A 22,450-nucleotide genomic window follows, 5' to 3' on the forward strand; every position below is an offset into this window, starting at 1 on the left:
TCAGCCCACATGTCATCAATATTATTTGTGTTATTTTTACATTTTGATAAATATTTCATTAGGCTTTAACTCCTTTAGAGATCCACATATCATCAATACCACCTTGGCGAATATGCATAGGATACACATGTTCTTTTTCATCAACTAACACGTCGACAAACACTAATTGATTTTTAATACTAAAGGCTTCTTTTAGTTTTGGCTCTAATTCATCTAAAGTATCAATTTGAATACCTACATGGCCGTAAGCCTCTGCAACTTTTATGAAATCAGGTAGTGATTCCATGTAAGATGAGGCATGTCTGCCATCATAAACCATATCTTGCCATTGGCGTACCATACCCAGAGATCGGTTATTTAACGTAATTATCACTACTGGTAGATTGTATTGTTTACAGGTTGATAGCTCTTGAATATTCATTTGAATTGATCCGTCACCGGTAATGCAAATAACATGTTTATCAGGAAAGGCAAGCTTAGCTCCCATGGCTGCGGGTAGACCAAACCCCATAGTTCCTGCGCCACCTGAGTTTATCCATTGACGAGGTTTATCAAACGGATAGTATTGGGCTGCAAACATTTGATGCTGACCAACATCTGAAGCCACATAAGCTTCACCGTTCGTAATTCGATACATAGCTTCTATCACACGTTGAGGCTTGATTTTTTCACCTTCAACTTGTTTGTAGCTCACACTTTTTACATCGCGCCATGTATTGATTTGGTGCCACCAATCTTTTAAAGCTATTTCATCAGGTATGAAATTAATTGCGCTAAGTTCATCAAGCAATTGTTGCATTACAATATCAACTAAACCGACTACTGGAATATGTGCATTGATAGTTTTTGAGATTGACGTTGGATCGATATCGACATGAATAATATTTGCATTAGGGCAGAACTTTTCAACATTATTCGTTACCCTATCGTCAAAGCGAACTCCAAGGGCAAGAATAACATCAGCATTAGCCATTGCTTTATTTGCTTCTAAGCTACCATGCATACCTAACATGCCAATAAAGTTGTCATGAGTTCCTGATATACCACCAAGACCCATTAGGGTATTCGTTACGGGGGCTTTTAATGTTTCCACTAGTGTTGTTAATAGTTCCGAAGCATTAGCAATAACTACACCACCACCAGAATAAACCACTAATTTTTTCGCTTCACTGATTGCTTTAGCTGCTTTACGAATTTGTTTTGGATGGCCTTTAATATTCGGATTATAAGAGCGTATTGTCGGGTTGGTTTCAATAGCAAAAGGGGCTTTATTTTGTGGTATTAGCAAGTCTTTTGGTAATTCAACTACGACTGGTCCAGGTCGACCTGTGCTAGCGATATAAAATGCTTTAGCAATAACATTAGGGATATCGGCTAAATCACGACAATTAAAACTATGTTTAATGATAGGGCGTGTACAACCAACAATATCAGTTTCTTGAAAAGCATCATTACCAATTAAGGTTGTTGGCACTTGGCCTGCCAGTACTACCATTGGAATTGAATCCATGTAGGCTGTCGCTATTCCTGTAACACAGTTTGTAGCACCTGGACCTGATGTTGCCAAAACCACACCTACTTCTCCGGTCGCTCTAGTGTAACCATCAGCCATATGAGTTGCAGCTTGCTCATGGCGAACTAAAATATGTTCAATTTCATCTTGTTGGAAAATAGCATCATAAAGATCTAAAACTGAACCTCCAGGATAGCCAAAAATATATTTAACCTTTAGTGCTGATAATGCTTTTACTACCATTTCTGCACCAGTAAAAAGTTCTGTTGTCATATTGATACCTATTAATGATTAATACATAAAAAACCCTCGGTCTAAAATAGAGCGAGGGTTTGGTTATTTATTTGTATATCTGCTTTAATTAAAAATTAATTTTTAAAACAACCTAATCCTCGGAGTGATTTAACTATCACTACGACCACGAGGACGACATTTAATTTATTGTTTTGATTAATTGAATACATGCTTAGATAAATTTAATTTTTATAAAAAAGATAATACTTGGCTCTATTTTTAAAGGGTTTAGTAAAGTCTGTCAACCTTTAATTACAATAATGCATAGTGTTTCTTAATATTTTTTTAATATTCGATTATAAATTACTTGAAATATAAGAAATATTATATATTCGCTCTTTAATTTGATTGTTTTAGTCTCTTGTAATGTTTTATAGTTAACGCAATGTTACATTTAATAAGCAGTAGTATTTTGGTATTTACGTTAGTATTTAAAATAGTGCTAAATGTTGTAGTTATACTTTGATTGAAATAAGCAAAAGGTGGTAAATATGAAGGCTATAAAAGTAACCTTAGTTACTGTATTAGTTTTACTTGTTGCAAGCTGTGCAAGTAATTATAAAGTAAAAGTGGGTTCTGATAAGAATGAAAATATTGATACCGCAGACTATAAAACTTTTGCTTGGCTAACATCACAGAAAGTCATGGCAGCAAGTGAAGATTTTAACCCAGTAATGAAACTTCGTGTAGATGAAGCGATTGAAAAAGCGTTTATTGCGAAAGGTTATCAATTGATTGAAGATGCCGAAAAAGCAGACTTTACCGTTTCTTATACTGTAGGTAATAGAGATAAGATTAAAATAATGAATTACCCAGCAATTTATCGTACTCGTTTTGGCTGGTGGCCTGGTTATTATGGCAGTATGTTTAGATCAGATGAATATAGAACGATAGCTCGCCAATATACTGAAGGTAAATTAGGTATTGATGTATATGATGTTAAATTACACCAACCGGTATGGCATGGCTGGGCAACCAAACGCATCACCAATGATGAAATACATTTAGATAATATCCAAGAAGTTGTCAATGATGTAGTGGCACAATTTCATTAATAACTTTTTGTTTTTAAATTAAAAGCGGCTTTTGCCGCTTTTTTTGTATATTTTTAATGCTTTTTTTATTTTGTGCATTACACTGATTAATAAGGCTAAACGGAAAATGAAAAATTAACCCTATGAATGATTTTATTTTTAAAGAAGAATCAGAAGCAAGTAAAAGTGCAAGTGGACATAAATGCAATAAAAAATGGCGCATTTTGGTTGTTGATGATGATGATTCTGTCCACCAAGTTACTAAGCTGGTGTTAAATGAAATTGAAATTGAAAATCGCCAATTAGAAATAGTGTCGGTTTACTCTATGGAGGAAGCGAAAGAAACATTATTAGCAGATAATGATTTTTGTATGGCATTTGTTGATGTTGTGATGGAAACCGATCACGCTGGTTTAGATTTAGTACAATGGATAAGAAGGGAGCTAAAGAATCAAGCTATACGCTTAGTGCTTAGAACAGGGCAAGCGGGAACTGCCCCAGAAGCAAAAGTCATTAAAGAATATGATATTAATGATTATAAAGAAAAGACAGATTTTACTTCTAATAAAATGATCACCACAGTGTATGCTAGTATTCGAGCATACCGAGATATTATGACTATTCAACGTAGCTTAGATGCATTTAAAAAGTTACTTGAAGCGACGCATGATTTACTTAAGAAAGATCAATTGAAGGCTTTTGGCTCTGCGGCATTAAGTCATTTATTATCGTTAATGAATGTTGATAGCTCGGCTTTATACATTGCTCGAACGCAAATTGATTTTGATCTGCAATCTTCGAGTTTAATACTTGCTTGTACTGGTCGATATGTCAGTAAGTCTGATTCTCTAGAGTCTTCAAATATACCAGATGATGTCAAAGAAAAAATTAAAAAGGTCTTTCAAGATAGAAGCCATTACAGCAATGAAAATTGCTTTGTTGGCTATTATCAGTCACCGGGTAATGCTGCGTCTGTTTTGTATATCGAGTTTGAAAATGACAAAGAGCACTTTAATGTAAATTTGGCAGAATTATTTGCGAATAATGTCGCGTTAATCTTAGAAAGTTTAAGCAAACAAAAAGAAATAGAAAAATCACAACAAGAGCTACTGTTCATTATTAGTGAAGCAGTTGAGGCTCGAAGTCAAGAAACCGGCTCACATGTAAAACGGGTGGCATCGCTTTGTGAATTATTAGCAAAAAAAGCGGGGTTAGAAGATTCTTTTGTTAAAGCATTATATTTAGCTGCGCCATTGCATGATTTAGGAAAAATTGCAGTGCCAGAAGATATATTACTTAAAACTAAAAATTTACCCCATGAGGAATGGGAGATAATGAAAGCCCATACCCAAATTGGCGGCGATATGTTACAACAATCTACTGCAAACTTGTCTAAATTAGCCTCGAGGCTGGCGCATTATCACCACGAAAACTGGGATGGCTCTGGTTTTCCAGATGGGTTAAAAGGAGAGAGCATTCCTATAGAGTCTAGAATTATGGCAGTTGTAGATGTGTTTGATGCATTAGGCTCGCAACGGTGTTATAAAGAGCCATGGTCAGATGAGAGAATAAAAGACTTTATTATTTCAGAAAAAAATAAGAAGTTTGATGCTTCGCTGGTTGATTTAATTGTTGAAAATTTTGATGAATTCACTGCAATTAGAGAAAAATTTTCTAATAATTAGTTAAAGGATTGTATGTTTCACCACAAAAAAGGTAGTTTTAGCGCGTGGATGTTAAGACTAAGAAAAATAATACGTTGGCCATTAATGGCCTCAAGAGAGCCAGAAACCTGTGCACAACACTCATTTGAAGTCGCGTTAATTAGTCATCAAATTGCTTTAATTGGCAAAATAAAATTTAAACGAACTTATGACCCTTCTGCAATAGCTTTAGCTGCACTGTATCATGAAGCCAGTGAATCTGGAGGCGTGGGGGATATTCCTAGTCCATTAAAATATTATAATCCTGAATTAACCAAGCAAATAAAGCAAATAGAAAGTGAAGTTGAGCACTCTATGGTATACCAAGGATTGCCTGAATATTTACACCAAGCTATGGCGCCGTTGGTGATTCAAGCAAATGTAGATAAGCAGACGAAAGCTATTGTTAAATCGGCAGATGATTTAGCTGCATATCATTATAGTTTATCAGAAGTAAATGTGGGTAATAGAGAATTTATCGACGCGGCTAAACTGTTAGAAGGTAGAGTAAGCAAGCATTGCGAACAATGGCCAGAAGTTAAAGAATATTTCCAATCTCAATTCCCTGCTTGTATGCAGACATTAGATGAACTTTCTCGTCCAGATTAGTTAGCAAGTTTTAAGGTAAGCGAGGTAAGGTTAACCTTCGCTTACCTTAGTCTATGCCCTATACTTGCTGGTAAGTGGTAAAGAAATTTTTAAGTTTTACTAATGCTGGCACTAATTCATCTACATGTGGCAAAAATACTAATCTGAAATAGTTATTAGCTTCAATATTAAAAGCACTACCATGAACGAGTAGAATTTTTTCTTGTTTAAGTAGATCTAAAATCATTTTTTCATCGTTAGTGATGTTAAATTTCTCAGCATCTACTTTCACGAAAAGATATAAAGCGCCCATCGCAGGGTGACATGATAAACCATCAATATCATTAATCATTTTTGCAGCAATATTACGTTGCTTTAATAAGCGTCCATCTCCGGTGATTAACTCATTAATACTTTGATAACCACCTAAAGCTGTTTGAATAGCATGTTGGCACGGCACATTGGCACATAATCGCATTGACGCTAATATATCAAGGCCTTCTAGATAATCTTCAGCATGTATTTTAGGACCAGAAACAACCATCCAACCTGCTCTAAAACCGGCAATACGGTAATTTTTAGATAAGCCACCCATGGTGATGATCAACACATCTTGTGCAAGTGATGCTGTAGGAATATGTTTAGCTTGGTCGTATAATATTTTATCGTAAATTTCATCGCTAAAAATAATCAAACTATGCTTTCTGGCAAGCGCTATAATGCCTTGAAGTACTTCCGCAGGGTATACAGAGCCGGTTGGATTATTAGGATTAATTAAGACAATGGCTTTAGTTTTATCTGTGATTTTACTTTCCATATCTTCGATATCTGGATACCAAAAATTTTCATCATCACAAATATAATGCTTAGGAGTACCGCCTGATAAAGCAACTGCTGCTGTCCATAATGGGTAGTCAGGAGCTGGAATTAAGACTTCATCGCCATTATTTAACAAGCCTTGCATTGCCATGACAATAAGCTCGCTAACACCGTTACCAATAAAAATATCATCCACTCTGACATCTTTAATGCCTTGTTGTTGAAAATATTGCATAACAGCAACACGAGCAGAGTATATTCCCTTTGATTCACTGTAGCCTTGAGAGCTAGGTAAATTATAGATCACGTCTTTTAATATATCATCAGGTGCTTCGAAACCGAATGGGGCAGGGTTACCGATATTCAATTTGAGAATCTTATGGCCTTCATCTTCTAAGCGACGCGCTTCGGCTGCTATTTGCCCTCTAATTTCATAACAAACATTGTTTAATTTAGATGACTTGATAATAGCTTTCATGGCAAGGGTACTTCTTTTGTATAGGGGTTAAGGTATAGTCCATTGTTGCTAAAAATGCTACGCATTGAAATAGCTAAGAGTAAGTTTTTAATGATAATTTGTGATTGTTTTGTATAAAACAGTATAAAAAGCAATTTTATTGGTATTAACATAACAAAAAAGGAGCCTAAGCTCCTTTTTATTCACATCACAATGATAACTAACATTTAACTAAAAAGTGACATAACATCATCAATAGCAATCAGTGATTTTTCACCTGTAATGCGGTTTTTCAATTCGACTTGTTGAGCATCGAGGTTGCGTTCGCCAACAATCAATAAATATGGTGTCCCCATTAATTCATGATCAGCAAACATAACACCTGGACGTTCTTTTCTATCATCAAACAAAACATCAATATTGTTTTGTTTTAATGTTTCATATAACGCTTCAGCCGTTTCTTTTACGCGTGCTGATTTTGCCATATTCATTGGCACAATCGCAGCTTGGAATGGGGCAATAGCTTCAGGCCATTTAATGCCATATTCATCATGATTTTGCTCTATTGCAGCAGCCACAATACGAGAAATACCGATACCATAACAACCCATGGTTAACGTTTGGTTTTTTCCACCTTCATTTAATACGGTACAGTTCATTGCTTTAGCGTATTTGGTGCCTAATTGGAAAATATGACCAACTTCAATACCACGTTTGATAATTATTTTTCCTTGGCCACAAGGGCTTGGATCACCTTCAACAACATTACGTAAGTCTGCAATTTCAATGTCTGAACAATCTCTTTCCCAGTTTACACCGGTAAAGTGCATATCATTTTCATTAGCACCACAAATAAAGTCACTTAATTGTGCCGCAGTTCTATCGACAATCACTTTAACATCTAGCCCAACAGGGCCTATAGAGCCTGTTTTACAATTTGCAGCAGACATTATTTGATCATCGGTTGCAAATGCTAATGGTGTTGCTACTTGTGGTAAGTTTTCTGCTTTAATTTCATTGAGTTGATGATCACCACGTAAGACAAGGGCAATAATAGGTGTTGTACCATCTTCATTCTCAACACCACAAACAAGCAATGTTTTAACTGTATTTTTGATATCTACTTTTAAAAAGTCAGTAACATCTTCGATACTGGCCACATTGGGTGTAGCAACTTTAGTTAAATCTTGCGTAGGCTCTGCTCGTTGCTCAGTTGGTGCTAAAGCTTCAGCTTTTTCAACATTCGCAGCGAAGTCGCTAACGTCACTGAAAGCGATATCATCTTCACCTGATTCTGCTAACACATGGAATTCATGGCTTGCGTCACCACCAATTGAACCACTATCAGCTAAAACGGGGCGATAGTTTAGTCCTAAGCGATCAAATATACGACAATATGCATCAAACATTGTTTTATATGTTTTTTCTAAACAATCGTCCTCTAAATGAAATGAATAGGCATCTTTCATTAAAAATTCACGACTACGCATTACACCGAATCTAGGTCTAATTTCATCGCGAAATTTGGTTTGAATTTGAAATAATGAAAGTGGTAGTTGTTTATAACTACTTACTACATTAGCGACTAACTTCGTTATCACTTCTTCATGAGTTGGGCCTAAAACGAAAGGACGTTTATGACGATCATTTAATCGTAATAATTCTGGGCCATAATCATCCCAACGACCCGATTCTTCCCATAAATCAGCAGGCTGAACCATAGGCATTAATATTTCATTAGCATTCGTGCGTTGCATTTCTTCACGAACAATATTTTCAACTTTTTTTAATACACGTAAACCTGTTGGTAACCATGTGTATAGACCTGAGGCAAGATTTCTTACCAGCCCAGCGCGTAGCATTAATTGGTGGCTTATTACTTCTGCACTAGCAGGAGTTTCTTTTAAAGTAGACAGTAAGTATTGACTGGTACGCATTACTAAGTATTTCCGAAAAAATCATGTAAACGAAATAGTAGTACGTTACATGATGACAAATAAAATTGCCGCTATTCTAGCAGGGAGATAAGCGTTGAAACAGAAATAATTTACAATTTATTTGCAAATCTAAAAGTAAGTTATTCTTCAAGTAATAAGACGTTGATTTTTAATTAGTAATTATTGTAAATAAGCTAATTGTGAAAGGTAAGGTTTATTGATAAAGTCGTTATTATTGTCATTATTATGTTGAGCGTGCTGCTTGTTAGACTTTACTTTAGTTAGCTTATTTATTCCGACCTTTTTTATTGTCTCAATTACACCCGGTATGTGTATGACTTTAGCTATGGTGCTGGGTATGTCTATTGGTATTAGAAAAACGTTATGGATGATGTGGGGTGAGTTAATTGGCGTAGCCATTGTGGCTGTATCATCAGTTATTGGTGTGTCAGCCATTATGCTTGAATTACCACAGATATTTGATATTTTAAAATTTATTGGTGCGGGGTATTTGTTTTATATCGGTATAAATATGTGGCGCTCAAAAGGTAAATTAGCAATTTCAATTAATAATAGTTCAACCGTCAATACCAATAAGGGGAGCTTATTCTATCAAGGGTTTATAACGGCAATAGCTAACCCTAAAGGTTGGGCATTTATGATTTCTTTATTACCGCCTTTTATTAATACGCAATATGCGCTTGCTCCTCAATTATCAGTGTTAATTACCATCATATTAGTCTCAGAGTTTACCTGCATGATGTTATATGCAGCAGGAGGAAAAACCATAGGTAAGGTATTCACGGAACAAAATAATGTAAAGTATTTGAATCGGCTATCGGGTACTTTAATGATCCTTGTTGCTTTATGGTTAGCAGCAAGCTAGTTTGTAAATGTTATTATTCGTTGTGATAACTTTTAACCCTCGTTATCACCTAAATATATAGGTAAACAAAAATCTAAGTCAAACCGTTCATCTTCAGTTAAAAAGTGATTTTTCCGATAATGAACGTAAGCAGGTGTTGATAACATTTTAAATCCTGAAGAGGGCAGCCAATATTCTAAAATATTACTTAATTGTGGTAATAGCTCGCCATATTTTCCTTGTAACTTAAATACAGCATGTAAGCCTCCAGGTATTGTCATACTATTGATTAATCCTCTGCGTTGAATAGGTCGATCAATACCTAAACATGCAACATAACGACACTTATCAAGGGCTACCCAGGCAGGATTTGAATGATGCAAACCGTATTGTTGTGAAAAGTCGCGTTGTTGAATGCTGGCCCATGCATTTAGTTTTTGCCAAGCATTAGCTATAGAACGATCATACCCTTGATGACGGACATAAGCGACATGTCTCTGGGGAAGGTTTATTAATTCACATTTAGGTACAGTCATTGTATTAAGTTGTTGATAGTACTTAGCAACTTCTTTATCAGCTAAAAAGGGTTTATCTTGATGTTGACGATCTTTATTACGCCATTCACCTGGTGACATTGCAAATATTGTTTTAAAAGCACGGCTAAATGATGATACGGATGAAAATCCAGATTTTATGGCGATGTTTAACACAGAAGTTGTTGCGTCAAACATTAACTGGTTAGCTGCAAATTCAATTCTAATTCGGCGAATATAATGATGTACAGGTTCTCCGACAATCGTTTTGAATAGTCGATGAAAGTGTTGCTCTGAATAAGCGGCAATTGCGGCAAGATCTTTTGCGAGTAATGTTTGACTTATATCTTGATGGATAAAATATAATACGTCGTTAATGCGTGAAATTTGTTGGTTAGTTTGCATTATCTTTGAAATTTATAGCATAAATGGACATACATAACAGCATAAACGGACAAGTAAAAAATCTCAAGTTATCGTATTCTACAAGTCATTAATAAAAAACTGTACTTACCATGAAACTAGCAAAATCGTTACAAAATATTCAACCTTCTTATATCCGTGAAATCTTAGCTGCTGCCAGTGCGCCAGGTGTTATATCTTTGGCTGGAGGCTTACCCGCAAATGATAAATTTCCATTGGCACTAATGACAAATGCATTAGTTAATTTACCTAATAGAACTGAGTTGTTTCAATATGGTAATACGGCAGGTTATGCTCCATTATTGACATATTTAAAGGAACGTTATCAATTACCTCAATCACATGATGGAATTGTTTGTACGGGCTCACAGCAAGGGTTAGATCTTATCGCACGAGCATTTATTAATCCTGGCGACATCATAGTGATGGAAGCGCCGAGTTATTTAGGGGCTATTCAAGTATTTGGTTTGACTCAAGCTAACATTAAAAGTGTTTCACAAAGCTTTGACGGACCCGATTTAGACGAATTAGAAATTTGTTTCTCAACTAATGATGTTACTCTTTTTTATGCAGTACCTGACTTTCATAACCCAACGGGTGTATGTTGGTCTTTAGCTGTACGCCAAAAAGTTGCAGCGTTGTGTAATAAATATAAGGTGGCATTTATTGAAGATGTACCTTATAGAGAGCTTCGTTTTAAGGGAGAAGCTTTACCCTTAGTATCAAGCTTTTGTCCTGATAATTCATTGGTACTGCGTTCATACTCGAAAATAGCAACACCAGGCATTAGATTAGGTTTGGTTACTGGTCGAGCTGACTGGATTAATACTTTGAATATTGTTAAACAAGCATCTGACTTACACTCAAGTATTCCAATGCAAGCAGTATTACTAGACTTGTTACAACATGATGGATTTGAACAACATTTAGAAGAGTTAAGACAACTTTATTATAGGCGTTACAAGGCATTATTTAAAAATATCTCATTGCATTTAGTGCCGCTTTGTCAGGTAAATGAAGTTGATGGAGGGATGTTTATATGGCTATCATTACCTAAATGTGATGTAGATGCTTTAGCTAAGTCGGCATTGGAGCATGGTGTAGCTGTAGTACCAAGCTCTGTATTTTATAATGATAGAACATGTGTGACTCCCGCTTTACGATTAAACTTTACTAACGCGAGTGAAGAAGAGCTAGCTTCAGCTGTTGAGCGGTTAGCTGAAGTGATCAAACAGCATTGTGATTAACTCACCTGAGCTCGGTTTAAGGTGTTTTTAATTCATTGAAATAAAGACTAATAAAATTTAACTTATGCTCTAGCTTGATAGTTGTTTTTTCTTCAAGGAAAATTTCGCGTCAATAGCTAATCTATTACAAGTCAATTTAACGATGAAGCAAGTAAAAGTAGCTGTTAGAGAAGAATATATTAAGCCGAGCTCAGGTTAACTAACGTTTTTCACTTTTTCATCATAAGTCCTAGCTATGTAAACTGATTTCAAAACAAGCTAAATTTTAGAATTAAAAAAGCCAGTTGTTAATAATAACAACTGGCTTTTTGCTTATAAGCTTTTAAAGCTTATAACGTTGGTTTTGTCGCTGGTGCAGAGCTTCTACTTGTTACATCGGCAGAAATTGCAGTACGTCCTGAAACTTTATGTGCTACACGGTCTTCATTAGCCATAAAGCTAGTTGGAATCTCGTGAATAGTTGTTATCGTTTCAGTTTTTGTCATTGGTGAAGAAGCACGACCAGATAAGCGGTTAGCTTTTTTCACTTGTCTTGCTAATTTCTTGTCTTTATTTGGGGCTTTTTTGGTAACCTTAGCCTCAACTTTTTTCGATTTAACTTTAGTCTCTGCTTTTGGTGCTTCTTGCTCAGCTTCAACTTTATCAGTAGTTTCTACCTGCACATCATTACTATTATTAGTAACACCATTATCAGCAACCTTATCAGTTGTTTCATCTACTGAAACAGTGTCAACGATAACCTCATTGACGATAGGTTTTTGAACTGGCTCTACTACCTCAGTTGAAGTATCAACAGGTTTTTCGCTATCGCTATCGTTAGCTGTTGCTGCTTTAGTTGGTGCAGTTTCGTTGTTAACGCTTGATTCAACTTTAACCTCAGTTAATGGTAAATCTTGGTGTTTTTCTTCAGTAATAGCTGGTGTAGCATCAGAAACAACCGGCTCAGCATTAGCAGGCTCAGAAATAACTGGCTCGGCAGTAGTCGATTCAGCAGTCGATTCAGCAATAACAGGTTCAGAAGTAACTTCAGGCGTTGGTGCTTCAGTCTCAACTTTTTTAGCGGTATTACTTTCTTTTTTGACTGTAGCTTTTGGCTTTTCAGTTGTAGTAGCTTCACTAACAGTTTCTGCTGTTGCTTTTGCTACAGGTGTTTCACCTTTCGGGTAACGCGCTTCAATTGCTTCATTATTTTCTTTAGCTGTATTTTCCGTTGGTGTATCGGTAGCTGGTGCATTTTCAGCTGCACCTTGTACTACTTCATCCTCTGGTTTCTTGTCACGGCGTCTACGTTGACCATTAGAACGTAAGTGTCTTGGAGAACGTCTATTACGAGAACGCTCTTCATTGTTTCCTTTCGTTTCTTCTGTTGTTACCGGTGTCGCTTGTTTATCAGTTTCAGCTGCTTTTTCAGTAGTAGCCGTAGTGCTAACTGTTTCTGTAGTCGTATTTTTAGCTGGTTTTTTGGGTTTATTAACCGCTTCTTTTTGTTCAGGTACTGCAACTTGAGCTGAAGTCGTGGCTTGCTCTACCTTTGCCTTATTTACACGTACTTTTTTACGGTTAGTTCTGCGTTGACGGCGCTCAGCAACAACTTCTTCTTTTACTGGTTTATTTTTATCATGTTCAGGTTTTTTATTATGCGCTTTAGCTTTATTAGGTGTATTTTTCTTCGTATCATCGCGTTCATTACGTGCATTAGTAGACTTATCATTTACTTTTGCATTACGATTTTGGTTGCGATCATTAGTACGTTCATCATTACGGTTGTTACCACGGTTACCATTACGGTTATTACCACGGCGTTGACCTTGACGATTACGTTGTTGATTATTGTTCTCAGGCTTAGGTTTACTTTCCGTTTTTTTCTCTTCTTTAACTACTTCTTCTGAGGTAAACAAACCTTTTAACCAAGTAAAAAAGCCTGTAGGTTTACTTTCAGAAATAGCCGCTTTATTCGATACTGGTGCTTTCGCTGGTTCCGCAACAGGAGCAACATTAGGTGCTGTCATTCCTTGGCCCATCGCTTGAATTAATGGTTCATCACGTTTAACCGCTACTTTATCAAACTTAGGCATTTTCGCTTCTTCAAGCTCTGCTTGTTTAATCGAAATGTCATAACTAGCTTCACTAACTGTTTCATCATTTTTAACACGTAACACTTCATATTGTGGTGTATCCATATGAGGGTTAGGGATGATTAAAACACGTACGCCATGATGCTTTTCAATATGCATTACTGAACGGCGCTTTTCATTAAGTAAGTAAGTAGCAACAGGCACAGGTACTTGTGCTTGAACGTGTAGTGTATTTTCTTTAATGGCTTCTTCTTCCATTAAACGAAGTACAGACAAAGCAAGTGATTCAACGCCACGCACTTGGCCAGTACCACTACAACGAGGACATACACCTTGGCTAGTTTCACCAATAGAAGGGCGCAAGCGTTGACGCGACATTTCTAATAAACCAAAACGAGAAATTCGGCCTAATTGAATACGTGCTCTGTCTTGACGAACAGAATCACGCATACGGTTTTCAACTTCACGTTGATGGCGAACAGGGGTCATATCGATAAAATCGATAACAACTAAACCACCTAAATCACGTAAACGTAATTGACGGGCTATTTCTTCTGCTGCTTCTAAGTTGGTATTAAATGCTGTTTCTTCGATATCGCTGCCTTTAGTTGCGCGAGCAGAGTTAATATCGATAGAAGTCATAGCTTCTGTTGGATCAATTACGATTGAACCGCCTGAAGGTAAGCGTACTTCACGTTGAAATGCCGTTTCAATTTGCGTTTCAATTTGATAATGCGTGAATAGAGGAACATCACTGGTATAAAGCTTAATTTTACTCAAGAAATCAGGGCGTACTATTTCAATATGCTTTTTAACACTTTCGAATGTTTTTGGGCGATCAATTAAAACTTCGCCAATGTCACGGCGTAAATAATCGCGAATAGCGCGTAAAATAAGGTTGGTTTCTTGATGAATTAAAAAAGGTGCTTTACGACTTTCAGCTGCATCACTGATTGCTTTCCAATGATGTAATAAAACGCTTAAATCCCATTCTAATTCTTCATAAGCTTTACCAACACCGGCAGTACGAACAATAAGTCCCATGCCTTTAGGTAGGTCAAGTTTACTTAGTGAGGTTTTTAAATCAGTACGTTCATCACCTTCAATACGACGTGAAATACCACCAGCACGAGGATTATTTGGCATTAATACTAAATAACTACCGGCTAAGCTGATAAAAGTAGTTAACGCAGCGCCTTTTTGACCACGTTCTTCTTTGTCGATTTGAACAATTACTTCTTGGCCTTCGTGTAATACATCTTTGATGCTTGGACGACCTTGGAATGTATAACCTTTAGGGAAGTATTCACGCGCGATTTCTTTCATTGGTAAGAAACCATGGCGATCAGCACCATAGTCAACAAAAGCGGCTTCTAAAGAAGGTTCAATACGTGTGATTTTTGCTTTATAAATATTTGATTTTTTTTGTTCATGGCCAGGACTTTCGATATCTAAATCGTAAAGTTTTTGTCCATCAACGAGTGCTACACGCAATTCTTCCGATTGGGTAGCGTTTATTAACATACGTTTCATAGTTTGTGTGACTCAATTTTAAGTCACAGCACACTAGTGCTTAGTACACAAAGTAGTGCAATCTGTAGTGATGTAACAGCATTTTGTCAACCTCACGGGTGTCAATCCTAACGTGTCATCAAACCACGATAAGCTGTTATAAATTTTGATTGTTTCTATTGGCTATGACCTGACTTATTCAAGTATCATAGCGTTCTTGTTTCTTTATGTGCTCAGCGAATGTGCTGTGCGCACTTATATTTGCAATTAAATAATAAAAATTTGCTTAGTGATGTTTTACACTTCTTTGTTGCGCATTTAATTATTAAATTAAAACTTTTTTGCAAAATAAGTTAATTTAAATAAATTGCTTTATGGAGCTGGACTAGTATCTTTTAGTGATAAAACTGTTTATGTCATGATTAACAAGTTACACGCGTTAATTGTACAATAGGCCGTACTATTAATGTGTCAATTACCTTTTTATCGGTTATGCATACTAATGTGGCCGCAGTTTGCCTCTTACATCTCTCTGTAAAGCTTCAAATATAATACTTTTTTATTCACTGTGTAGGTAAGTTTTTATTTAGAAATTTACCCAGTAAATAACGTTGTTAAGTATTAACCTCGTCATTATCCCTTATAAAGTATGATAAGCCAATAAAAAAACAGATTAAATGTCAAAATGCAGTAAAAAAAGTATGTTAAACTGCGTGTCATTAAGAATCTAAGTTAATTAAACGCAAGCCATGTCACAAAAACCACTAGTACAAAAAGCAGAGATAAAAAAATCAAAGGGTGATGAAAATCAAACTGACGATAAACCACAAGTACAATATATAACTATTGATGGTGAAGATGCCGGTCAGCGTATTGATAATTTTTTATTAAGAACCTTAAAAGGTGTTCCTAAAAGTCATTTATATCGTTTAATGCGTAAAGGTGAAATACGTGTAAATAAAAAACGTATTAAACCGGTTTATAAGTTATTGGTTGATGATGTTGTGCGAATTGCGCCAATTCGTGTATCAGAAAAAGCAGATGCTGTATCTACAGGTCTAAGTATTGTTGCTAACCTTGAAAAACAAATATTATTTGAAGACGACCGATTAATTGTTATTAATAAACCGTCAGGAATGGCTGTTCATGGCGGTAGTGGTTTAAGTTTTGGCTTAATTGAAGCGCTTCGTTCTCTTCGCCCTGATGCTCGTATGTTAGAGTTAGTACATCGACTTGATAGAGATACGTCAGGTTGTTTGGTGGTTGCTAAAAAACGTTCGGCATTACGTCACTTACATGAACAACTACGCAGTAAAAATGTTCAGAAATTTTATCATGCTTTGGTGAAAGGTCATTGGCCAACTAAATTAACCCGTGTTACTGAGGGATTAAGAAAGAATGATCTTAAATCCGGAGAGCGCGTAGTAATTACCGATAATATCAATGGTAAAGAGTCAGAAACACGATATAAAGTATTAGAACGTTATCGCGGTGCAACCTTAGTTCGTGCTTTTCCTGTAACCGGTAGAACCCATCAAATTCGTGTGCATTGTCAAGTGAGTGGTCATTCTATCGCTATGGATGCAAAGTATGGTCATGAAGGTTTTGATGCTGAGATGAAAAGCAAAGGTTTAAAACGTTTGTTTTTACATGCCGCGAGCATTGAATTTACTCACCCAAAAACAGAAGAGCGTATAACAATAGAAGCGCCGCTTGAGCCAAGTTTGGAAAAATTACTGACTAAATTAGTTAGAGAATAACAAACAACTAAATTAGAACGTATTTATGAAAAATTATAAGTTAATTATTTTTGACTGGGATGGCACATTGATGAATTCGGTTGATCGTATTGTATCGTCAATGCAATCAGCCGCCGACACTGTTGGTTTAGTTACACCAACCAATAATGAAGTAAAAGACATTATTGGGTTAAGCTTGCCTGTAGTATTCGACCGGTTATTTACTGACATAACAGCTGAACAAATAGAAGCCATGTCAGTACAGTACAAATATCAATACCTTGAAGTTAATACTACACCATCGCCATTATTTAATGATGCGATGGAATTACTTGTTACTTTAAAACAGCACAATAAGTTACTAGCTGTTGCAACAGGAAAAGGTAGAGCAGGTTTAGCAAGCGTCTTAAGTTTGAGTAACACAACGAATCTGTTTCATACAACTCGTTGTGCTGATGAAATGCCATCAAAACCGGATCCTACAATGCTGCTTAGTATTTTATCTGAATTAGGTATATCTTCACATGAAGCGTTAATGATTGGTGATACAAGCTATGATTTAAAAATGGCAAAAAATGCAGGCATTGATAGTATTGGAGTAAGTTTTGGTGTTCATGATAAGCCAACACTTGAAAAGTATTCACCTAAAGTTATCGTTGACTCGTTAAGTGAGTTAAAGGCGTTGCTAGTCTAGTTGTTGAGTTACTTGGTTATTTAAAATACGTTTAAATGACAGCATCTGTAAAGTTCTCAAATACTACTTATTGATTATCGCGCTGTTTATGCCAAACCAAGCATATCAATAGAGCAAATATACCACTGAGATACGTTGCGATAATAGGAATGATTGTAAGCTGATATTCATGTTCATGATCTTCTGGATAAAAAGAATCTCCTGATAAGAACCAAGCTGCAATAGCGCCTACAATGAACCAAATAAGGGCAGCTTCTCTTTTGTAACTTGGTGCTGTTATATAACCACACATAACAACACAAAAAGCAGCAAAAGCACCTATTATAGGCTTTTTCCAAACGCCGATAAGATCAGCAACAATACCAGCAGATATTGCAGAAATTAAAAATAAAGCGATAACCAGAATAATTGATAAAGCAAATCCTTTAATTTGGCTCATATGTATCCTTATTATCGCTGTAAAATCGTGAAGAGATTTGTAGTTTTAAATTTATTGCTGTTTAAATACTAAACTGAATGACACTGGAACAACAGGGCTGATTGACGGAAGATTGGCAACTTCACGCAACTTTTCAATACCAGCGACTAAATTATACTTATTAGCATTAATAATGATTGGGCTTAATGAAAAGGCTAATATGTCATTCTTAGCTAATTTAACTACTTGTATATCTGTTGTTATTTGTTGTGATACGCCATGTAAAGATAAATTGAAACTAATTGTACTTTGGTATGACTCACCAACAGTGAGCTCGCTGAATAACTTTGGATCTAAATTCGCGCTAATATTTGCGTTTGAAAATGAAGCAACGTCAAAAAGCATAGTTTTAACACGTTCATTACGAATAGCAATATTGGTTTCAACACTACTTAAGTCAATAGCTAAAGATAATTCTCCTGTATCTTTGAGCGTACCATTAAGCTTTTTAAAGCTATTTACCTCTCCTACTTTTGATGCTTTAGTTGAAACATAGTTAATGGTTGATTTATCATTCACTAGCTCCCATTGAGCTATCGCGTTTGAAGACAAGAGTAACGTAGATAGTAAAAATACATATTTTTTTAACATTTTTATTCCTTTGGACTTTCAATACAATGACTTTTATTAGTCGATCTACTTATCCTATTAATAGGGTAAATATAATTGTTCACAATAAGCGACGAAAGAACAAATGCCAACTGTTTTCCTATATTAAAGGATTAACAGTCAAGGCGATTATGTGAAATCAAGAATATAATAACAAAATCACTATTGAATAATAATAATTCAATAGTCTAAAGTCTAAAATAAATGTAATAGTAGAACAATAGTTCAGGTTATTTATTGTCTATAAAGAGTGATATTGACCAGACGCTTACACAGCGTCCGGTTACGGCTTTTATTAAGCATTTGCTAGCGGTTGTTAGCACGTTAGGTTTTGTTGCGCTAAGGTATCTAAGCCATGCTCTTTAAGTAAGCTAACTAATTTAATTAACGGTAAACCAATAAGCGTATTAGGATCATCACCTTCAAGTTTTTTGAATAAACAAATACCTAGACCTTCACTTTTAAAACTACCTGCACAATTGTAAGGTTGTTCTGCTTTTAAATAGCTTTCTATTTCTGAGCGCGACAATTCATTAAAATGCACTATAAAAGGTTCAACTAATGAAGTACTAGTATTACTTGCACTATCATAGACACATAAACCAGTATAAAAGGTGACACTTTTATTACTAAACTTAGTCAGCTGCTTTATACCATTTTCAAAGGTATGAGGTTTACCTAAAATTTCACCGTCACAAACTGCGACTTGATCTGAGCCTATAATAAGTGCATTAGAAAATTCACTTGCTACGGCTTTTGCTTTTGCAATTGCTAAACGCTCAACTAACGCTTGAGGTGCTTCATTGGCTAAAGCTGTTTCATTCACATCAGGTTTAGCACATTCAAAAGCTAAGTTGAGTTTTTCTAAAATACTTTTACGAAAAGGGGAGGTAGAGCCTAAAACTAAGGTTTTCATGAAGATCCTTAAAAATGTGAGAATTGATCAATTTTGATGAACAATTAAACAATAATTATCATATTACTGTTATTATTGGGTCAATCTATCGTTTTTAAACAAAATAAGCTAATTTTCTTTTGACAGTTGCCTCTTGGAGCTTTATTATGCGCGACTTATGCAGAATCTTAAGCTTCCGATTACAATTAGTCCATCCCGAAGTGCACAGCGCAGGCTTGTGTGTGAAGGTATATTTAACGTGTCGGAAATGACTAGGCTTCTTGCTGTCAGCGAAATGCGCAGTGAGTATGCTCAAGTTAGTGTTAAGTTTGATGTGGATGAACGTGGTTTGACAGTAATGTCAGGCACAGCATCGGCATTAGTTGCATTAACTTGTCAGCGGTGTAATGAGCTTTTTGATATGGAATTAAAAGTAGATTTTATTTTTAGTCCAGCAAAAAATGAAGAAGCAGCTGAAAATATTCCATCATATTATGATGTAATAGAATTAAATGAAGATGGTGAAGTAAACTTACGAGAGCTAGTGGAAGAAGAGTTTTTACTTTCTATTCCATTTATTCCAAGGCATAACATTGAAGACTGTTCAGCTGATGCTGATACGGTTTGGGGTGAATTGCCGGAAGAGCTTGAGAAGCCGAACCCATTTGACGTATTAAAACAATTTAAATAGTTAAACGCATTTAGCAATTTAACTAATAACCCGATTTAGGAGTAACTCATGGCAGTTCAAAAAAGCAAAAAGTCTCGTTCAAGACGTGGCATGCGCCGTTCACATGATGCTTTAACAGCAGAGAATTTATCAGTAGATCCAGTATCAGGTGAAACACATCGTCGTCACCATGTAACAGCTGATGGCTTTTACAAAGGCGTTAAAGTAATCGCTAACTAAGCGAATTTACTTTAATACCCTATTTATAGCTAATTAATTTTCGCTTGAATAGTCAAGAAATACTAACCTTAGCGTTAGATGTTATGGGGGGCGATAAAGGCCCCTCTATAACAATTCCTTCAGCAATAATGGCAATTAATCATCTGCCTAACTTGCATCTAATTCTTTGTGGTGATGAACAGATCATTACATCAGAACTTGCACGATTAAATATTTCCAAAGAAGCATTAGCTCAACATCAACAGTTATCTATTTTCCCGACCTCAGAAGTTGTTGAAATGGATGAAAAACCAGCCTTTGCTCTTCGAACAAAAAAAGATTCATCTATGCGTAAAGCATTAGATCTTGTTCATGATGGTAAAGCCCAAGCATGTGTTAGTGCAGGTAATACAGGTGCTTTATTTTCCATGGCACATTTTGTTTTAAAAACATTACCTGGTGTTGAACGTCCAGCCTTAATTTCTTCTTTACCTACACATGATGATGACAAACACGTATTTATGCTTGATTTAGGTGCGAATGTTTTTTGTGATTCACATGTACTCTACCAATTTGGAATTATGGGTTCTGTTATGGCCCAGCAAGTTGATGGTATTGATAAACCTCGTATAGCATTACTCAATATGGGGGAAGAATCAATTAAAGGCAGTGACCATATTAAGCAAGCTGCACTTGAATTATCTGACAATAAAGATATCAATTATATTGGTTTTATTGAGGGAGGAGATATTTTCTCTAATAAAGCTGACGTTATTGTTTGTGATGGCTTTGTTGGTAATGTAGCACTAAAAACCTGTGAAGGTGTTGCTCGTTTAGTGTATAAAAGATCAAAAACACTCTTCCAACAGAACATTTTAGTAAAAATGTTAGCTTTTATTGTTAAACCTAGTTTAAAAAAATTATTTAAGTCAATGAACCCCGACCAGTATAACGGTGCAAGTTTGATAGGATTGCGCGGTATCGTTGTAAAAAGCCATGGCAATGCAAATTCAGGCGCTTTTTTCTCCGCTATAATGGAAGCTGTTAAAGAAGTTGAGCGTCAAGTACCTGATAAAATTAAATGCTCTTTAGAGCAAGGTCTGTCTCCTCAATAATATTTTATTATATTGTCTATATTGTTTATAAACATAAGAGTAACAAATAAAAATGCAAAATATATCCTTACAAGGTGAATTAGCCTTCGTATTCCCAGGGCAAGGCTCTCAAGCCGTTGCTATGTTAAGTGACTTTAGTGACAATGATATTGTTCAAAATACTTTTAAAGAAGCATCTGACGCACTAGGTTATGACTTGTGGCGATTAGTTGCGCAAGGACCAGCAGAACAACTTAATCAAACAAATTTCACACAACCTGCCTTATTAACTGCGAGTGTTGCGTTGTGGCGTGTTTGGCAAGCCGAATCTGATATTTTACCTGCTGTTTTAGCAGGTCACAGCTTAGGCGAATACTCAGCTTTAGTATGTGCAGATGTTATTTCGTTAACTGATGGTGTTAAGTTAGTCGAAAAACGTGGCGAATATATGCAAACTTGTGTTCCGGCGGGTGTTGGTGCAATGGCAGCAGTGATTGGATTAGATGATCAAGCGATTATTGATGCTTGTGCACAAGCACAAGACTCACATGAAGTTAAAGAAGTTGTCGCAGCTGTTAATTTTAATTCACCTGGTCAAGTTGTTATCGCGGGTCATAAAGATGCTGTTGAACGTGCGGGTGAACTGTGTAAAGTAGCAGGTGCTAAACGCGTTTTACCTCTACCAGTAAGTGTACCATCTCATTGTGCACTAATGGCTGATGCTGCGGTTAAGTTAGCTGCCGATCTTGAAGGTATTACCTTTAAAACACCATCAATTAATGTTGTAAATAACGTTGATGTTGCTATTGAAACAAGTGGTGAAGCTATTAAGTCAGCTTTAGTTAAACAGCTATATAGTCCTGTACGCTGGAGTGAAACAGTAACAAAAATTGGCGAGATGGGCGTTACTCAAATGATTGAAGTAGGTCCAGGAAAAGTATTACAAGGATTGGTTAAACGTATCAATAAATCGATTAACTGCGTTTCTTTTAATACAGAAGACTCATTAGTTAAAGCAAAAGAATTGACGCAAGCTAAATAGATTTAATAAA

Annotated in this window: 19 protein-coding genes; 11 read left to right on the forward strand and 8 right to left on the reverse strand. The window is 35.9% G+C overall.

Annotation, left to right across the window (positions count from 1 at the left end):
* Positions 1-58: 58 nt before the first annotated feature.
* Positions 59-1,786 carry an acetolactate synthase 3 large subunit gene (locus Q4503_RS05915; protein ID WP_215972458.1) on the reverse strand — a complete coding sequence of 576 codons (1,728 nt, stop codon included), beginning with the start codon at positions 1,784-1,786 and terminating at the stop codon, positions 59-61.
* A 512-nt stretch (positions 1,787-2,298) separates the two neighbouring features.
* On the opposite strand from Q4503_RS05915, the gene Q4503_RS05920 reads away from it, so the two are divergent.
* From Q4503_RS05920 to yfbR, 3 genes are all read left to right on the forward strand, one after another.
* Positions 2,299-2,862, forward strand: coding sequence for a DUF4136 domain-containing protein (locus Q4503_RS05920; protein WP_215972459.1), 564 nt, complete (start codon positions 2,299-2,301; stop codon positions 2,860-2,862).
* Positions 2,863-2,984: 122 nt separating this feature from the next.
* Positions 2,985-4,526: a response regulator gene (locus Q4503_RS05925; protein WP_303601678.1), complete on the forward strand. Its 1,542-nt coding sequence runs from the start codon at positions 2,985-2,987 to the stop codon at positions 4,524-4,526.
* A 12-nt stretch (positions 4,527-4,538) separates the two neighbouring features.
* A complete protein-coding gene (gene yfbR / locus Q4503_RS05930; RefSeq protein WP_215972461.1) occupies positions 4,539-5,153 on the forward strand; it encodes a 5'-deoxynucleotidase in 615 nt (204 codons plus the stop codon).
* Between the two features lie 58 nt (positions 5,154-5,211).
* Here the strand turns inward: yfbR and Q4503_RS05935 are convergent, their stop codons facing one another.
* Together Q4503_RS05935 and Q4503_RS05940 are read right to left on the reverse strand one after the other, a co-directional pair.
* Entirely contained in the window at positions 5,212-6,429 is a 1,218-nt protein-coding gene (locus tag Q4503_RS05935) for a pyridoxal phosphate-dependent aminotransferase (RefSeq protein WP_303601679.1), read from the reverse strand.
* A 206-nt stretch (positions 6,430-6,635) separates the two neighbouring features.
* Positions 6,636-8,345: a proline--tRNA ligase gene (locus tag Q4503_RS05940; RefSeq protein ID WP_303601680.1), complete on the reverse strand. Its 1,710-nt coding sequence runs from the start codon at positions 8,343-8,345 to the stop codon at positions 6,636-6,638.
* A gap of 262 nt (positions 8,346-8,607) precedes the next feature.
* Here Q4503_RS05940 and Q4503_RS05945 point away from each other — a divergent pair, with 262 nt between their 5' ends.
* Positions 8,608-9,231, forward strand: coding sequence for a LysE family translocator (locus Q4503_RS05945; protein WP_215972464.1), 624 nt, complete (start codon positions 8,608-8,610; stop codon positions 9,229-9,231).
* A 32-nt stretch (positions 9,232-9,263) separates the two neighbouring features.
* Here Q4503_RS05945 and Q4503_RS05950 read toward each other — a convergent pair whose 3' ends face one another.
* A complete protein-coding gene (locus Q4503_RS05950) occupies positions 9,264-10,148 on the reverse strand; it encodes a GyrI-like domain-containing protein (RefSeq protein WP_252727423.1) in 885 nt (294 codons plus the stop codon).
* 110 nt (positions 10,149-10,258) lie between these two features.
* On the opposite strand from Q4503_RS05950, the gene Q4503_RS05955 reads away from it, so the two are divergent.
* Positions 10,259-11,413 carry a PLP-dependent aminotransferase family protein gene (locus Q4503_RS05955; RefSeq protein ID WP_215972465.1) on the forward strand — a complete coding sequence of 385 codons (1,155 nt, stop codon included), beginning with the start codon at positions 10,259-10,261 and terminating at the stop codon, positions 11,411-11,413.
* A 329-nt stretch (positions 11,414-11,742) separates the two neighbouring features.
* On the opposite strand, the gene rne is transcribed toward Q4503_RS05955, so the two are convergent.
* Entirely contained in the window at positions 11,743-15,021 is a 3,279-nt protein-coding gene (gene rne, locus Q4503_RS05960) for a ribonuclease E (RefSeq protein ID WP_303601681.1), read from the reverse strand.
* Between the two features lie 728 nt (positions 15,022-15,749).
* On the opposite strand from rne, the gene rluC reads away from it, so the two are divergent.
* Both rluC and Q4503_RS05970 read left to right on the forward strand, forming a co-directional pair.
* Positions 15,750-16,760 carry a 23S rRNA pseudouridine(955/2504/2580) synthase RluC gene (gene rluC / locus Q4503_RS05965; protein WP_303601682.1) on the forward strand — a complete coding sequence of 337 codons (1,011 nt, stop codon included), beginning with the start codon at positions 15,750-15,752 and terminating at the stop codon, positions 16,758-16,760.
* 25 nt (positions 16,761-16,785) lie between these two features.
* Complete coding sequence (locus Q4503_RS05970) at positions 16,786-17,433, forward strand: HAD-IA family hydrolase (RefSeq protein ID WP_215972468.1); 648 nt, start codon at positions 16,786-16,788, stop codon at positions 17,431-17,433.
* A 67-nt stretch (positions 17,434-17,500) separates the two neighbouring features.
* Here the strand turns inward: Q4503_RS05970 and Q4503_RS05975 are convergent, their stop codons facing one another.
* The 3 genes from Q4503_RS05975 to Q4503_RS05985 form a co-directional block, all read right to left on the reverse strand.
* Positions 17,501-17,872, reverse strand: coding sequence for a hypothetical protein (locus tag Q4503_RS05975; RefSeq protein ID WP_215972469.1), 372 nt, complete (start codon positions 17,870-17,872; stop codon positions 17,501-17,503).
* Positions 17,873-17,923: 51 nt separating this feature from the next.
* Positions 17,924-18,502 carry a YceI family protein gene (locus tag Q4503_RS05980; protein WP_215972470.1) on the reverse strand — a complete coding sequence of 193 codons (579 nt, stop codon included), beginning with the start codon at positions 18,500-18,502 and terminating at the stop codon, positions 17,924-17,926.
* Between the two features lie 334 nt (positions 18,503-18,836).
* A complete protein-coding gene (locus Q4503_RS05985; protein ID WP_303601683.1) occupies positions 18,837-19,436 on the reverse strand; it encodes a nucleoside triphosphate pyrophosphatase in 600 nt (199 codons plus the stop codon).
* 157 nt (positions 19,437-19,593) lie between these two features.
* On the opposite strand from Q4503_RS05985, the gene yceD reads away from it, so the two are divergent.
* Genes yceD through fabD form a run of 4 tightly spaced genes read left to right on the forward strand, consistent with a single transcriptional unit; the run spans position 19,594 to position 22,440 of the window.
* Positions 19,594-20,106, forward strand: coding sequence for a 23S rRNA accumulation protein YceD (gene yceD / locus Q4503_RS05990; RefSeq protein ID WP_215972472.1), 513 nt, complete (start codon positions 19,594-19,596; stop codon positions 20,104-20,106).
* 48 nt (positions 20,107-20,154) lie between these two features.
* Positions 20,155-20,325 (forward strand): 50S ribosomal protein L32, encoded by a 171-nt coding sequence (rpmF, locus tag Q4503_RS05995; protein WP_215972473.1) that lies wholly within the window; start codon positions 20,155-20,157, stop codon positions 20,323-20,325.
* Positions 20,326-20,369: 44 nt separating this feature from the next.
* Complete coding sequence (gene plsX / locus Q4503_RS06000; protein ID WP_303601684.1) at positions 20,370-21,419, forward strand: phosphate acyltransferase PlsX; 1,050 nt, start codon at positions 20,370-20,372, stop codon at positions 21,417-21,419.
* A gap of 52 nt (positions 21,420-21,471) precedes the next feature.
* Positions 21,472-22,440, forward strand: coding sequence for an ACP S-malonyltransferase (fabD, locus tag Q4503_RS06005; protein WP_303601685.1), 969 nt, complete (start codon positions 21,472-21,474; stop codon positions 22,438-22,440).
* The last annotated feature ends 10 nt before the right edge of the window (positions 22,441-22,450 follow it).

Source organism: Colwellia sp. 6_MG-2023, assembly GCF_030547765.1.
Lineage (GTDB): Bacteria > Pseudomonadota > Gammaproteobacteria > Enterobacterales > Alteromonadaceae > Colwellia.